The following is a 17,338-nucleotide window of genomic DNA, read 5'->3' on the forward strand; positions in this document are numbered from 1 at the left end:
TGCCTTTTTTATTACCTCTGACTGTGCAGCTGGGTTAGGTGCAGTTATTCCGTTTGAAAAACCATCGTTATTTAATGCTGTACCCTTTATTACTGCATGTATGATGTCACCATCTTCTAAGGCCTTATCCAACGATTTAAGTAACAGTACTCCAACCCCTTCTGAAGAAACAAATCCATTAGCAGATTTATCAAATGTCTTACAGCTTGCAGAAAGTGCATTCATAGTTTTAAAGGTACCGCAGCTATCGGGCGTAACCAGAAGATTAACACCTCCGGCCATAGCCATATCGCAATCACCTGTTAAAATACTTTCACAAGCAAGATGTAATGCAACTAAAGAAGACGAGCACGCAGTATCCACTGCAATTGCGGGGCCCTTTAGATTTAACCAATAGGATATTCTGCTGGCAAGCATGGAGTGTGTATTTCCTGTAACTGAATATCCTTGAGATTGGGTAGGTATTTTATCAATTATGTCCAGATAATCTCTTCTGGAAACCCCAACAAATACACCCGTATTTACCGGAAGTGTTCCGGTATAACCGTACCCTGCATTTTCAATTGCTTCCCAGGCTTTTAGCATGTATAACCTTTGCTGAGGGTCCATTACTATTGCTTCAGCAGGAGATATGTTAAAAAACAAGGGGTCAAATTTATCTATGTCCTCTATAAAGCCTCCCTTTATATTGGTTAAATCATAATCTTTATCTATAGGCAATAACTCTCTCCGGCTTTCTGGAAAACTATTAATCGAATCAGTTGCTGAACATAAATTATCCCAATATTGTTTCAAATTTTTTGCTCCCGGAAAGGCACCTGACATACCTATAACTGCTATATCAGAATTACTGGAACCCTTTGTGATATTTGTTTGCGCTATTTGCTTTTCCGTCATTGACTTTATATCCGGAAAAGTCAGTATTACCTTGCCTACATTTTTTCTGGATGCCATATAAACAAAAGCATCTCTCATATCTTCATATTTAAATGAGGTTACATTGATAGGCTTTAAGGTTCTGCTTTTTAACATTTTATCCATAGCATTTATATGCTTATCCAATGTCTCTTTACTAAGCCTCTTTAAATCCATGCTGAAGAAGCTTTGATTCTCTACAAAGATGCTTAAGTCAATTTTAGGTGCTGCTCTCAAACCGGCCATACCCATCTCTAAAAATCTTCCGTTAGGTGCAACCAGCTTCATTAAGCCTTCTATCTCATCCCCGGAGGAAGATGTTAAAAGTAAGTCTACACCTTTTCCGTTTGTCACCTTCATTACAAATTCATCCACGTTTTCTTTTCTATAGTTTACTGTATGGTCTACTCCTATAGAATTTAAGTAATCAGCTTTTTCATCTGAACCAACAGCACCAATAACTACAGCCTTTGCTGCTTTAGCTATCTGAATAGCCATGAGCCCGACTCCGCCGGCAGCACCTCTTATTAATATAGTCTCATTTTCCTCTATTTTCCCCAAATAGTTTAAGCAGTGGTGTGCAGTAAGAAATACTATTGGCAAAGCAGCTCCTTGTGAGAAACTCATATAAGCCGGTTTTTGCCAAACTGTACTTTCATCTACACTTACAAACTGAGCAAAGCCTCCGATGCCTTTTGTAAGTCCTATTACCTCCTGACCGACCTTGAACCTTAAAACTTCCTTACCAACTCTTTCAACAATCCCTGAAACTTCATTTCCTAATATATATGGGTATGTATTTAATGCGTTAGGATAGTTACCAAGTACAGTCAGTACATCTGAAAAGTTTATGCCTGCTGCTCTTACCTTTATAAGAACTTCCTTTGGGCCTATCTCAGGGATTTTTGTCCCATTTATAACCAAATTATTAAAACTTCCGGGCCTTGTTATAAGTATGGCTTTCATTTTGTCTACATCTTCATAACATTCTTCCTGTGTACATTTACTTTCAGTAGGAATAGGCTCTTCACCGGTTTCTGCTATTATTTTCTGTTCCTCTGTTTCAGCTGGTTCTGTTTCCGCTTCAACTCTGGAAGTTAACAGTGTTTCAAACTCTGTTTTATATTCCTCCAGCAGATAACTTGATAATTTCTCCACATTGTTATACTCAAAAAATACCGTTGGATAGAGCATAATTCCAGCATCCTTTTCCAATTCACTGCTCAAATTTATCAGTGTTATGGAATCGATGCTTAAATCTAAAAATGCTGTGTTGGTATCTGTTTCATCAATAACAATGCCTATTAATTTATCTATTTTGCTTATTAAGTATTTTTTTGTTAGTGTTTTTAGTAATCCAATCTGATTACTACCTTTTTTTACCACAATTCCTTTGGCAACTGAATCAGCCGTAGGCTTACTATGTTGTACAGCTTTAACCTCTATCGGTGCTTGACTGTCGTTATTCATAAGTACCTGTACAGCTCCCGTTGACAAAATTCTTTTGAAAGCATCTATTCCTTGTTTATTTGTAATAGGACTTAAATTTCTACTCTTCAAAGACTCTATTATATCAGGTTTAGCTGCCATTCCTGTTTCTCCCCAGAACCACCAGTTTATAGCAATTGTCCTTGCCTTCTGCTCCATTTGCCTCTTGAAAGCGAAGGAATCCATAAACATATTTGCACCTGCATACGCACTCTGGCCTTGGTTTGGATAAAAGCTTACCATTCCTGAAAACAGAATCATAAAATCCAGATTTTCCTTCCGGAGCAGTTTATCTAAAATCAATGTTCCTTTAACTTTTGGTGCAAATACTTCCTTTACATCTTCAATGGAGCTATTTACAGATATACAGTCCTTTACAATGCCGGCAGCATGAATTACTCCTGTTATACCGCCAAAATCCTCTTCTATTCTGCCAATACATTGGCTCATGCTGACTTCATCAGCTACGTCTGCCTTGTAGTAAGCGGCTTTTGCTCCATATTCTTTAAGTTCATCAATAATTGCAGTTTCTTTATTACTTCTTCCAATTAATGCGATATTACTTTTATAGTTTTTTGCTATGAACTTTGCAATTTCGCTGCCCACACCTCCAAGGCCCCCTGTAATAACATAAGTGCCCTGACTTTTAAAGTAGATATTATCGAACTTACCTTTATTAAGCTTAACTATATCTCGCACCCACCTGCTGTTTCTCCTGTAAGTTACCAATTCTTGGGACGGGTCACTTAGTTCATTTAATAAAACCTCATAAATGCCTATGTTTTCATCTGAATCAATACTGAAGCATTTTACACCTATATTTTCTTGATTAATTACATTTGCCACAGCATGTACAGTTGACTTCTGAGGTTCTATATAGTCTTCTTCAAATACAACTGAATTGCTGCTTATGATTCTTATAGTTGACCTTGTCCTGAGCTTACTTAATACCTGTACAATAAAATATAGACTGTATGAGCTTAGATACTGACTCCTGTCAAACTGTTCCAAATGCGTTATGCCGGAACGCTCCTTGGAGTAATTCCACAAATGTACTATATTTGCCAAATCAATATTTCTGTCTTTTAACTCATTAAATAACAAAACAAAACTATCTTTGTCTTCAACATTAACTACATATTTTATATCAGAAATCTTTTCATATCTGCTTCCCGGGTATACCTGCACAATATTTATTGACAAAGCCTTTATCTGTTCTGCAAATATTTCATGTTCTCTGTTAAAATCCATGAATAATATTATATTTTCAGGCATTTCTGTTTTATTAGTATGCTTGATTACAGGTTTTCCCTTCCATTCAGCTGTCATAAGCATTACATTACTATCCTCCGAAGCTTGAATGTTTAGGTTCTCATTTGAAGCACTATTTCCCATATTTACTTTCTTCAGGCAGAAATTATTTACTCTGACTATTACATTTCCATTCAAATCAAGTATTTCAACATTTGCTTTTATTATTTCATCATTAGATGTATTTGGTACGAATTTTACATGACTATAGCAGCTATCTTCCAATTCCTTGAAGTATAGCACCTCTTCTATAAAGAAAGGTATATATACTCCATTATCAGAAGCAGCTCCGGAAGGAACAGCACAAATAACCGATTGCAGTGCCCCATCTAAAACAGACGGATTATATTTAAAGGTATTTGAAAGTTCTTTAGCTTCCTTAGGTAATTCAATCAAGGAAAGGCATTCCCTATCCCCTGTACATATATTCTTTATACTTCTGAAAGCAGGGCCATAAACCATATTCTTTGATGAAAAGTTGCTATATATTTTGTCTGAATTTACAGTTTCCAAATTCAATTTATTTTTCAATAATATGATATTTTCACTGTCCGTACCTACTGATATATTAGTTTGAAGTTTACCCACACAATTTTCAGTTAGGTTTCCTTTTTCATCGAAGCTTTCTACGGAAAAACTATATCCTTTTTCCTGTCTATTAAGCTGTACCCTGCCTTTAAGCTTAGTCATTTTATCCAGCTTGATTTCTGATTTTTGCACAATTTCTCTTAATGATATATTTTCTGTGCCTATAGCATATATGGCTGCCTGCAATACCAGATCCCAATAGCTTACACCAACTAAGGTAGGATATCCAGCTATAACGTGATCTCTTAAAATAGTATCGGTCTTCTCAAGCTCAAAAGTAAAAATAGCTTTTTCCATACTGAAAACTTCACATGCATTAAAGCATTTGGGTAAATCTCTTATATCTGTTTTTGGTACTCCTGTATTGAGTTTAGAAACTGCCCAGTATTTCTTACCATTAAAAGGGTATGGGGGAAGAGCAATTCTCTTCCTTTTATAGCCCTTATCGTAAGCCTCATAGTTAATGCTTACTCCTTTTATGTATAATTGGCTCATTGCTTCCTGAAAACTGCGCCAATCTGAACTTCCCCTTTTCAAGGTGGATAGTTTTAGCAAATCTTCTCTGGTTACTATTTTTTTTGCCATGTTGCATAAAGTGTTTGTTGCACCTATCTCCAACATAATTCCAATATTACTCTCTTCACAGCTCTTAACCGACGAATAGAAATCTACCGGCTCCATTACATGTCTTAGCCAGTACTCTTTTCCTAATGTTTCTTCATCTGCCTTCTGCCCGGTTACTCCGCTTATTATGGTTATCTTACTTTCGTGGAAGTCTACCTCATCCAGAATTCTTTCGTAATCCTTTAACATAGGCTCCATCATAGTTGAATGGAAACCATGGGACACTGAGAGTTCTGTTGCTCTTATATTTTCTGTCTCTGCTTTCGTCATTAATTCTTTTACTATATCTTTATCCCCGGAAATAACCGTATTTAAATATCCGTTTTTTGCTCCTATGGATACTAGTTTCTGTTTTTCTGTGTTCAGCCCATTTATTAGGTTTTCAGCCTTTTCCAAGCTGCACATAAGGGCAGCCATTGCCCCTCTTCGGCATTTTTCCTGCATTAACCTTCCGCGCCATGAGATTAATTTTAGTCCGTCTTCCAGACTGAATATTCCTGCTATGCAAGCTGCTACATACTCTCCAACGCTGTGTCCCATTACCGCCGCCGGTTTTACGCCACAGGCCATCCACATTTTTGCAAGTGCATAGTTAATGGCAAAGGTTATAGGCTGAGTTACTGAAGTTTCCTTCATTTCCTCTCCATTGGACTGATAAATCATTTCAATCAGTGATTTACCAATATAGTTTCTTAGCAGCTCATCGCATTTCTTTAATTCAGCTTTGAATATGGGCTGATTTTCATAAAGTTCCAAAGCCATTCCCGAATACTGAGCTCCCTGTCCCGTAAACATAAAAGCAACTCTATGGGGTGCAGCTAAGCCGTCTCCGGTTAGCACCTCCATACTTCCAAGCTTTTGAGAAAGCTCAGAAGTACTTGAGCACAGTACCGCTAAGCGATTTTTAAAGCTGGTTCTGCTTGTTCCGGCAGTAAAACATATATCCCCAAGCTTCAGCTCAGTGTTCTTTGATAGATATCCCGAATAATTTGCAGCTAATTTTTTCAGAGCCTCTTGGGATTTTGCCGACAAAAGAAACAGCTGCTCCTTCCTGTCTTCATATTCTTCTGTAGACTTTACTTGGGCAGGGGCTTCTTCCAATATCATATGGCAATTTGTACCGCCGAAGCCAAAGGAGCTTATTCCTGCCCTTCTTACCCCTCCTGCGGGGTTCCACTCTGACAAATATGCCGCAGGATAGAAAGGTGAATCTATAAATTTAAATCTTTTATTCGGGATTTCTATATTCAATGTAGGAGGTATTTTCTTGTTATACAGAGACAGGACAACTTTAATAATACTTGCTATTCCCGCTGCAGTATCAAGATGTCCTATATTAGTTTTTACAGAACCTATCCCACAGTAGCCTTTATTCTTTGTGTGTTTTTCAAAAACTCTTGTCAAGGCCTTAACTTCAATAGGATCTCCTAACATAGTTCCCGTACCGTGGGCTTCTATATAGGAAACCGTAGCTGCATCTACTTTAGCATTTCTCAGGGCAACATCAATTACAGCTTCCTGTCCTTCCAAATCCGGCGTTGTTATCCCCATTGTATGACCGTCATTATTAACTGCAGAACCTTTAATTACTGCATATACGGTATCTCCGTCCTGAGTTGCTTTCTTTAGTGATTTTAAAATTATTGCTCCTGCTCCTTCTCCTGCAACAAATCCATTCGCTCTTTGATCAAATACATAGCTTTTCCCATCAAAGGAGATAGCTTTAGAAGAACATAATCCTAATACATTTTCAGCTGTAGATTTTATCTCAACACCACATGAAATGGCAACATCACATTCTCCATTCAATATACTTTTACAAGCGTAATGTGTACTAACAAGGGAAGATGAGCAGGCCGTATCCATCACTATGCTTGGCCCTTTAAGATTTAAAAAATCCGATATTCTGGCACTGTTGAAGTTACCCAGTTTTCCGGTCAGGGATGCTCTTACTAAATCACTGTTTTTAGTGTCCATGTCTGTTTTATACATGCATCCTCTGGCTCCTACAAAAACACCGGTATTACTTCCTGAAAGCTGTCCATTAGAATATCCTGAGTTCTCCAGTGCCTTCCATACAGTTTCTAACAGTATTCTATGCTGGGGGTCAATAAAGGGGGCTTCTCCCTCAGGTATACCAAAAAATTCTGCATCGAATTTGTCTATATCTTCTATATAACCTCCCACAGGAGTATATACTTTGCTTAAGTTTTCCCTATCTATTCCGTATTGGCTGCATATATCTTCTTTGTTCCATCTATTATTGAGAGCAGAATTTATAGAGCTTATTCCCTTAGACAAATTATCCCAGAACTTCTCTATACTATCAGCACCCGGGAATTTACATGCAAGCCCGATTATTGCTATATCGTCACTATTGCAATCATTACAAGTTTCTTCTTTGCACACTTCTTCTATTTGTTTTGTTTCTATAGCATCGTTAGTATCAAATACAGAGTCTCTTAAATTTATAACCTTTGTAGCCTCATAAAGCCCGTCAGTTGATGCCGCTTCCTCTAATTTTTCTATAGGCAGCAACTCTGAAAGGTGCTCTGCTAAAGCTTTGATTGTTGTGTACTCAAAAAATATTCCGGGTTCCATACTACAATTAAATTCATTTTCCAAATACTGAATACACTTTTGAAGCATTAAGGAATCCAGTCCGCATTCGTCAAACCTTAATTCTGTGCTTAGCTGCTCCTCTCTCATAAACAGTACATCTATTAACATTTTATAAATAATTTTCACTGCACTTTTGCTGCTCTTTTTAGTTACAGAGGGCTTGTTTTGAGTATGTATCGGTCTGTTCTCAGGAGCCGTTTCATTTACTACAGCTTGTTTTATAACGCCTACATTGCTTAAAGCTTCTATTTGATAAAGAATTGACTCTAAGGTGGAAAAGGCCTCATCAGTTTGAAGGGGCAAAATACCTTTTGCAATCATATTTTTTAAATCAATATCTGGCATAGCCATGCTACCCTCCTGCCAATAAGGCCAGTTTATAGACAAGTATCTTCTGCCGTTTCGACCTCTCATTTTAAACGCATAATAATCCATAAAAGAATTTGCAGCTGCATAGTCTGACTGCCCTGCATTTCCTGTTAAAGCAGACAGCGAAGAATACATAATAAAGAAATCCAGATTTTCTCCAATAGTAACCATGTCCAGCACATAGGTTCCTATAGTCTTACACTTAAACACCTTCAAATATGACTCGAAAGTCTTATTTCTTATAAGTTTATCTTCCTTTATTCCCCCGCTGTGTATTACACCATTTATTGTTCCGAATTTAAGCTTCCCATCCTGTATGACTTCAGTCATCCTTGTAAAATCAGCCACATCGGCACTATAGTATTCTACTGTTCCCCCTTCTCTTTCAATATCCAAAAGAGCTTTAATCCTTTGGGAAGTAGTGTCCTCTTCCTTATGCTGCAATATCCACTGCTTCCAACTATCCTTGCTTGGTAGTTCTGTTCTTCCGATTATTATTAACTTAGCCTTTGAGCTTCTGGCAAGGAATTTTGAAGTCAAAAGTCCTATACCTGTTCCGCCACCCACAATGACATAAACACCTTTGTTTTTAATTACAGGAGTTTCTTTAAATTTAATGTTTATATCTTTAGCTGCTAATTGTTCAATGTATCTGGTACCATCTCTATACATAATTATTGAAGAATCTTCATTACTTTGTAATTCTTCTATTATAATATTTGAAACATTTTCAGCCTCAATTTTCTCCCATGAAAAATCTATCAGCCTGCAATTGCACGCAAACTCAGATTTTATTACTTTTAGCAGTGCCGGAAGGGTGGACTTTTCCAGAGCAATATAATCTTCCTGAGTATTGCTTACAGCATCTGTAGAAACAGCAATTATTTGAGGATACCTTACGTTACTGCCACTCAATGCCTTAGCAATGAAAAACATAGAATGACTGCCCTTATAAAAGCTTTTTTCTAATATTCCTGAATCAACTGTACATTCTTTAGGGTAATAGCAGCTTAATAAATTTAATACACAAGAAATCTTGCCAAAGTCATTTACTATTTCTTTAAATAATTGCGCAAAATCTTCTTCTTTAAAAATGTTTACTGTATAGTTGCTACTATTTTTCTTAGCATAGTAATCCCCTTGATTAATTAAAACTATATTTCTTTCTGTCGTACCAAGTTTTTTTATGAGCTTCTTAGAAATACCATACTCATCCTCAAAAATCACCCAAACGCCATCATTTGTAATTTTCTGAGTTGTCGTAAGCTTTTTTGGTACCCAGGTATTTTCAGTGAGTACAACTTTTCCGGCTATATTATTGGTTGCCTTCATTGCTGATGGCTTTTGTACTATTGATTGTTCAACTACCGGTTGTTCAGCCTCGTAACTATAATTCTGAAGCCAATAGCTGCTCCTGTTAAAAGGATATGTAGGAAGTGGTATTTTTTGTATATGTTTGCCATCAAATAATTCTTTCCATTTAATATTGACACCATTTACATACATTATTGCGATAACCTTGTATAACACAGCCAGCGAGCTTTCCCCCGGAGCTATGCATCGGGCTTCATTTTCCACATATTCGTCACTTACATACTCAGATAAGTACAGCATAAAGCTGCTGTTATCCGGATATATTTTATCTATGGCTTTCTTTGCAGAATCAACAGAGCTGCTTCCTGTCCAAAAGTCAAAATCAGGCTTGCCTTCATTTAGTATGCTTCCATTAAACTCTGATACTATTGGGATATTTGCATTGTTTACCGTTATGGACTGTAGGGTTTCCTTCAACCTTCCATATCCATACTTTTCAACACTGTATTCATTAATTAAAACAGTAAGTCTTATTGCGTCCTCTATACTTATTATTCCTGAAAAGGCCGCTGCCAGAAATTTACCATAACCATAACCAATTAAGAGCTTTGGATTTACACCTATAGAGATTAACATTGAGGACATTGCATATTGTACAGCAAAATCCTTTAGCAAATCATTTTTATCCATTAACTTACTATTTATCCATTCAAAAGAAGTTCTGAAACTATCAATATCCATAAGCTCACTTAAAGCTATTCCTCTGTCTGCATTTCCTCCAAATACGAAAACCAGATTATCTGCTTTATCTTCTTTTTGAACATATATTCCCGGAATATCCATATTGTCTATTTGTTTCTCTTGAACTATTTTTAACAGGTTAATTTTATCTGTTATGCTCTCTTTTGAAGTTGCTACTATAGCTATTCTGTTTGAAAAATGAAGTCTTCCTAAAAGAGCTGTACAAGTTAACTGTTCAATGGAAACATTCTTTTCTTTTTTCAGAAAATCCACATAACTGCATACCAGCTCCTTAAGGGATTCTTTATTTTTAGCAGATACTCCAAATATATAGCAGGATTTATTATCTTGTGTGACACTATTGGGCTTAGGAGCTTCTTCTAAAATTACATGAGCATTAGTTCCGGTTAATCCAAAAGCACTTATCCCTGCACGGCGCGTATTATGTATAGTCGTCCATTTTGAAGGTCTATCATTTATATAAAAAGGAGTTTCATTGAAATCAATAAATTTATTAGCTTTATTAAAGTTCAGCGTTGGTGGTATAACCTTATGTTTTAAAGCTAATATTACTTTTACCAGTCCCGCAAGCCCTGAGGCAGGCTCCAAATGTCCGATATTTGTTTTTACTGAACCTATAGCACAAAAATTCTTTTTCTGAGTAAACTTTCTAAAACCATTTGATATTCCTTTTATTTCAATGGGATCTCCCAAGGATGTTCCTGTACCGTGTGCCTCAATATATGATATTGTTTCGGGATTTATATCTGCCTTTACATAGGTATCAAATACTACTTCCTCCTGAGAGCTTGCATTAGGAGAAGTCATATTATTTGAATGCCCGCAGTGATTTACAGCGGTTGCTTTTATTACCGAATGTATATAATCCCCATCTTCTACTGCTTTTGTAAGTGGCTTAATAAGTATAATAGTAGCACCTTCTCCGGGAACATATCCGTCAGCACTGTCATCAAAGCTTTTACACTTTCCTGAATATGAAAGTGCCTGCACACCGCTCATAATTGAATAATGATTAGGTGAAAGTGTATGAGCCCCTCCAACTAAAGCCATTTCGCATTCTCCTGTCATAATACTCTGACAAGCTAAATGAACAGCTACTAAGGAGGATGAACAATATGTATCAACAATCATGCTTGGTCCGCTCAAATTCAATAAATTGGAGAGTCTATTTGCCAACAGCGGATTCCCATTCCCTAAGCTTGCAAAAGGGGTTTCATTATCACTATTCGGAATGTTTGAGTAATAATTATTATATGAGGTTCCTATAAATACTCCTGTTTTTCTGGGAAGTCCATTACTGCAATAGCCTGCCTTTTCTATAGCCTCCCAAGCCACCTCTAACATCAATCTTTGTTTAGTATCCAAAACACTGGCTTCCCTTGGAGAGATATTGAAAAATAAGGGGTCGAATTTATCAATATCTTCAACAAATCCACCGTACCTGCAATAAGATTTCCCGTAAGCTTGGGAATCACTGCTGTAAACCTTATCAATATCCCAACGGGTTTTTGGTATTTCTGTTACAGAATCAACACCATTTTTCAGATTGTGCCAGAACTCCTCCTCATTTTTTGCTCCCGGAAGTCTCAAAGCATACCCAACTATGGCCATATCCATAGGCAAGTTTTTATGTTCATCATAGTTTACTTCTGAAACTTTTTCTGAGGTTTGTTCTGTCTCATCAACTTTTTTAACAGTATTTTCAATATACTCTTCCTCAGGTATTATAGGTATAGCTTTACTAATAACTTCAGCCTCATCATTTTTCTGTTGTTCACCTTCTAAAAACAAGTCCTCGACGACCGAATTTTTGGAGCACTCACTTGAAAGATATTCTGCTAATTCATCCACAGTCTGGTATTCGAAGAATATAGTCGGATAAAGCTTTAGCTCCAATTTCTTTTCCAGCCCGCCAATCATTTTTACTAAGCTTGTTGAATCCATACCCATTTCCAGAAATGTATTTTCTTCCCACTGAGTTTCTGTTATAGCTACATCTTGAACAGCGTCCTGAATCATTTTCTTTAATAGCTTTTTAATTTCTACACCTAATTTCTTCGTATCCATATATGACCTTTCTACTACTATTTCCTCCTTAGTTTCCTTTTCCGAAGACTGTCCTTTATAAATAATAACCTGCCCGTTTTCTAAAGAAAAAGCATCAAAAAAGGCTCTAACACCCTCGTTAGGCTCGATAAACCGTACCTTGGCATTTTTAGCATTTTGTATTGTAACAGGGTTATTACCCATACCAACCTTTGCCCACAGTCCCCAGTTTATAGCAAGTGTCTTTCCTTTTCTCTTCAGACTTCTTAAATAACTGAAGCTATCCAAAAAGGAATTAGCAGCAGCATAGTCTGCTTGTCCTATATTTCCATCAATTGCTGCAATACTGGAAAACATAATAAAGAAATCCAAATTGTCCTTTGCAGTTAGTTCATCAATAATAACTGCTCCTTTTGCCTTGGTATCTATAACCCTTCTGAAAGTATCTATATCCTTATTTACAATAAATGAATCTGATATAAGACCTGCAGCATGAATAACTCCATTTATTCTGCCATGCTTTAATCGTATCTCATTGACAATATCAGTCATTTCATTTATATCAGTGACGTCAGCTCTTGCTATTTCCAAATGTCTTATTTTTTTCTTGATATTTTTTAATGCTGACAGAGCCTTCCGTTTATTATCATTATTTTTAGTATCAGCTATGTAAGAATCCCATTGAACCTCTGCGGGAGCACCGTTTCTGCTGATTAAAATCAGACTGATATTGCTTTGATTTTCAGCGAGAAAAGAGGCTATTTCTATAGCTATTCCTCCTAAACCTCCAAGGATAATATATACTCCTCCGGCTTTAATGCCTTGTAACGAATTGCTCTTTTCAAGTTTTTCAATTTCTGAATATCTTATTTCATATCTTTCGCCTTTTCTTATTAGAATGTGCTTGTTAGTTGTTCCATTAAGTACTTCTTTAACATATAAAGAAGCGCTTTGTTCTGCATTATACAAGTCATTTTCTATGACAAGGCAATCCAACAAAGGTATTTCATAGCTTATGGTTTTTGCTAAGCCCAGTATAGAAGAATTATTTATATCTACATATTGTTCATCAACTAAAGCAGGAAAAATGGGGTTTGTTAAAATCCAAAGCTTTTGCTTGCTTGTAAAACGTACTTTAGTAAAGGTTTTTGCAATAAAAAACAATGAATGGGTGCCAGAGACTTGCTTATCCTCATAATCATTTAAAATTCCCATTTTATCGTTGCCTAAACTCCACAGGTGAATTATTCCGTCTAATTCTACTCTGTCACTTAATACTGCATTAAATACTTTTAAATAATCTTCTTCTAACAGTGGATTTATTACAAAAGTATCTTTATCATGTCTATGATATCCGAAGCCTATGCCTACTTTAATTATCTTCTTACCTTTGAGCTGCAGCTGATTAATTACCTGTTGGGATATTTCAGCTTCAGTAGCAAATACCAAAAACCTTCCGTTTATTGATGGCAAATCTGAGTTCAGTGCCTGAAGTTTAGCTAATACAGGTCTTTTGAAAATCAAATTTGAAGCTGTTTCCGACTGTACTTCGCAAATATTTTTATCTAAAGACGCTTCCGCGTTTACTTTCTTGCTTTTGTTTGGAATTCTCTTAGCATAGGAATCAAGAATTTTTATTAACACTTCACCCTCTTCGTTAACAATAGTTATATCAAAATAAACCAGTTCATTATTATTCTTTTTAATCTTGGAAATTGCAAAGCATTTCCCCTGTACCGGAGAATAAATTTCAATATTTTTTAAGTAAAAAGGTATAAAAGTAGAGTCATTAATTATCCTGCCATGGGAATCCATTACCGATACCAGCATTCCCTGCAAAGAACTGTCTAATAATCCCGGATGAAGAAAATAACCAACTTTATTTTCCTCTGATAGTTCCTCCAAACTCAGTTCAGTTAATATCACATTACTATTTCTATTGTAGTAAACCTTATTTACTCCTCGGAAGTAAGAACCGTGCAGTATACCGATTTCGTCAGTAAAAGCATTATATAAGACCCTTTTATTTATTACTTCTTCAAAGGATTTAATCATCTCATTAATATCAATTTTACTTTCTGCTGCTAAAGGTTTTTCAAGTCGTCCTGTGATAATTCCTTGAGCGTGCATAGTCCATTCATCCGAGAAAGAGTTAGCCTGCCTGCTTTGCACAAGAAATTCAACCTCATTAACACTTTTTTCTTCAATTACTATTTCAACTTGCTTTACTTCCTCTTCATTTATTTCAAGGGGCTTTAAAAAGCTTAGTTCCTTAATTTTAGCTATTGGTAAAGAAAGAAAGTCTTCCGCAGCTCTTCTTGCAGCTTCAACCCAAACCATACCTGCTATTAAAGGTTTATTAAGTACTATATGGTCTTTAAAGAAAACATCATCATAATTGAAGCTTTTGTAATATACAGCTTTTTTATCTGTTATCCTTTTAGAAGCAAAAATCAAAGGATTTTTAGCAGCTATACCTTCATTGTCGTTGTGCTGCTTTATCCAAAAACTCTTTCTGTCAAACCTATATCCCGGTAACGATACTTTTCTAATTCTGGGGTTTATATCATTTAATGAATATTGAGGAATATTATGTCCCTCACAATACAAGGCTGCTCTGGCTTTTAAAACAGACTCAACATCATCCGTACCCTTTAACAGAGAAGGTATTGCACTGACAGTTTCTCCTGATATACTATTTACTAAATTTGTAAGAGTGGCATTTGGCCCTATTTCCAGATAATTTTTGTGCCCCATTTTATTTAATTTTTCAATGCTGCTATAAAAACGAACAGGCTCAACTATGTGTTTTAAAAGATAATCCTTGTCAATTTCATATATCAGCTCTCCGCTAAGGTTTGACATCAGAGGTATTTCAGCCCTTCTGAAAGTTATCTCCTCTAACACGTTTGCAAACTCATTTAACATAGGCTCCATTAACTTAGAATGGAAAGCATGTGATACCCTTAAATATTGACTTCTTATATTAATGCTTTTGAATTTATTTATAACCTTTTCCAATATGTCTTTTCTGCCTGATATAACTGTATTTTTACTGCTATTAAAGGCGGCTATTGAAAGAAATCTTCTTTCATTGGCAGGAAGTTCATCCAAAACAGAATTTATGTCTTCGCTCCCAGCAAAAATTGCTGCCATAGCTCCCGTATTGTCCAGCTTCTGCATTAACTTACCTCTGTAAGCTATAAGTTTCAGCCCATCTTCCAAGCTTACAATTCCGCTAATACAGGCAGCTATGTATTCTCCTACACTATGACCAATCAGAACAGCAGGAGTTAATCCCATTTCCTGCCACATTCTGCATAGAGAGTAACCAAGGGCAAAAGTAACCGGCTGCATGACCTCCGTCTGTTGTAATTCGTTTATGTTTGAACTATCTGAATAAAGATATTCAGTTAAGGTTTTGTCCATATAAGCTTTTAAAATTTTCTCACATTCCAAAAAAGCATTTCTGAAATGACTGCTCTTTTCCATAAGAGCTTTTCCGGCTCCGGGGTACACAGCCCCTTGACCTGTGAAAAGGAATACAGGTTGCTTAGCAAATTTTCTTTCCAAATGCCCTCTAAAAATCATGGAAGTCTGCTTATCGTCATACTTAATTGACATCAATTTGTTTTTTAAATCCTCAACCGAGGAAGTAACTACTGCTATTCTATAGTTAAAAAAGTCTCTATCCATATACGCAGAATTGCAAATGGCTTCAATATCCTTTTCTTCTGTTTTTCCTAAATAGTCTATATAAGCATCTATCATTCTATTAAGACTAGTTTCTGATTTTGCAGATAAAACAAATAAACTGCAACTAGCTCCACGTGTATTAATGTTGCTTTGAGGTTCCGGTGCTTCTGTTAATACCACATGACAATTTGTACCCCCGAAGCCGAAAGAGCTGATAGCTGCCGCTCTTATTTTCCCCTGTGGCTTCCAATCCATTAATTTTGAACCTACATAAAAGGGAGAATCAACCAGATTGAACCTTGGATTTGGTTCATCACAATTTAAGGTAGCAGGTATCTTTTTATTTTTTAATGCTAATATAACTTTAATCAGACTGGCTACACCTGCTGCAGTATCTAAATGACCTATATTAGTTTTTACTGCTCCTAAGGCACAGAAAGCTTTCTTATCTGTAAAATTACTGAAGGTCTGGCTTAAAGCTTTTATCTCAATAGGGTCGCCAATAGTTGTGCCTGTTCCATGAGTTTCTACATAGCTTATATCAGCCGGAGAAATCCCTGAGACTTCGTATGCCTTTATTAAAACATCTTTTTGGCCTTCCAGATTCGGACTGGTGATTCCCATGGTATGTCCGTCATTATTAGAAGCTGACCCCTTAATGACCGCTAATACAGAATCCCCATCGCTGAGAGCTTGTTTTAAGGTTTTTAATATTACAGCTCCGCCGCCTTCTCCCGGTACAAAGCCATTAGCTTTTTTATCGAATACGTAGCTTTTTCCATCTGGAGATAATGCTCCTGCTGAACTAAGAGAAATATATGGCTGAGGAGATATTTTAAAATCAATTCCTCCTGCAATAGCCATGTCGCATTCCCCCATCAACAGACTTTGGCATGCCATGTGAACACAAACCAGGGATGAAGAACATGCTGTGTCTACATTGATGCTTGGCCCTTTGAGACTGAAATAATCAGATACTCTGGCCGGTATGAAGTTAGCCATGTTACTTATAACATTATATCTGTTTGACTTTTGGGTACTTCCTTTATATACTCCCGCTCTATTACCCACAAAAACTCCTGTATTTGACCCCCAAAGTTTCTTTTTGGGATATCCGGCCATTTCAAAAGCTTCATAGGCTATTTCTAAAAATATCCTTTGCTGTGGGTCTAAACTTGTTGCTTCCTCTTCTGATATATTGAAAAAATCAGCATCAAACTTGTCAATGTCCTGAATGAAGGCTCCCCATTTTGAATAGCTGGTATCAGCCTTTTGCTTCATAGGGTCATAGAAATTTTTTAGTGACCATCTGGATTCAGGTATTTCTTCTATGCAAGAGACCCCACACTTCAAAACTTCCCAAAATTCATCAGTATTATCTGCATATGGGAACCTGCCTGCCATTCCTATAATAGCTATATCCCTGTCTTGTATGTGATTATTTAATTGCGTTGATAGCAAATTGTCTTGAAGCTCTGCCTTTTTTATGTCCTTCAACATATTTGCAGCTACCTTATAATGAATCTGCCTTTTTGCAACTAAATCAGAAATATAATCAATTATAAAGCTTTTCATATAAAAACCCCCCACTAATCTCAAATAA

General features: G+C 36.4%; 1 protein-coding gene (running past one end of the window). It reads right to left on the reverse strand.

What is annotated here, in order from left to right:
• Window positions 1–17,310, reverse strand: the 5' portion of a protein-coding gene (locus tag P0092_RS20170; RefSeq protein ID WP_276187010.1) for a type I polyketide synthase. The gene continues 3,459 nt to the left of window position 1, outside the view; the window shows 17,310 of its 20,769 coding nt (coding positions 1–17,310); the start codon lies at window positions 17,308–17,310; its stop codon lies off the left edge, out of view.
• Window positions 17,311–17,338 lie beyond the last annotated feature (28 nt).

The sequence above is a fragment of the Ruminiclostridium papyrosolvens DSM 2782 genome (genome assembly GCF_029318685.1).
Taxonomy (GTDB): Bacteria; Bacillota; Clostridia; order Acetivibrionales; family DSM-1351; genus Ruminiclostridium; species Ruminiclostridium papyrosolvens.